Genomic DNA, 588 nt, shown 5'->3' on the forward strand with positions numbered 1-588 from the left:
TCCTGAAGTCGCTCAACACCTTCGCGCAATGGACCAAGCGGAATCAAACACTCATTACCCAAACGACGATTTCCATCAACAATCACAAGTTCAACATCACGCTCTAGAGCATAATGCTGCAAACCATCATCGGTAATGATGATATCCACGTCTAACTCTAATAGCGCTTTCACGGCGTTTGCACGTATAGGATCGACTGCAACAGGTGCTCCGGTGCGTCGGTGGATGAGTTTAGGTTCATCACCACAATGTTGAGTAGGATTATCATCATTTAACACCAGCGGATACTGCGGAGCCTTCGCACCGTATCCTCGAGACACCACTCCCGGTTTGTACCCCAGATGTTGTAATTGCTCGACCAACCAAACCACAACAGGCGTCTTACCATTGCCACCAGCGGTGATATTACCGACCACTACTACGGGCACGGGTGCTTGATACGCTTGCTTGCGACCAGTTTGGAACTGTTGACGCTTCGCTCTACTGATTGCACCAAACAACACACTGAGTGGCCATAATAATGGCCACAACAGATATTTTAGTGGATGATTTTCAAACCAGATTTTTTCAACCATAGTAACTATTCGC

General features: G+C 47.3%; 1 protein-coding gene. It reads right to left on the minus strand.

The window, feature by feature from the left end; translation table 11 throughout:
* On the minus strand, window positions 1–575 hold a 575-nt coding region (gene lpxK, locus R7P74_RS27960; RefSeq protein ID WP_318123934.1), incomplete at its 3' end, for a tetraacyldisaccharide 4'-kinase.
* Window positions 576–588 lie beyond the last annotated feature (13 nt).

The sequence above is a fragment of the Vibrio sp. 2033 genome, from assembly GCF_033339735.1.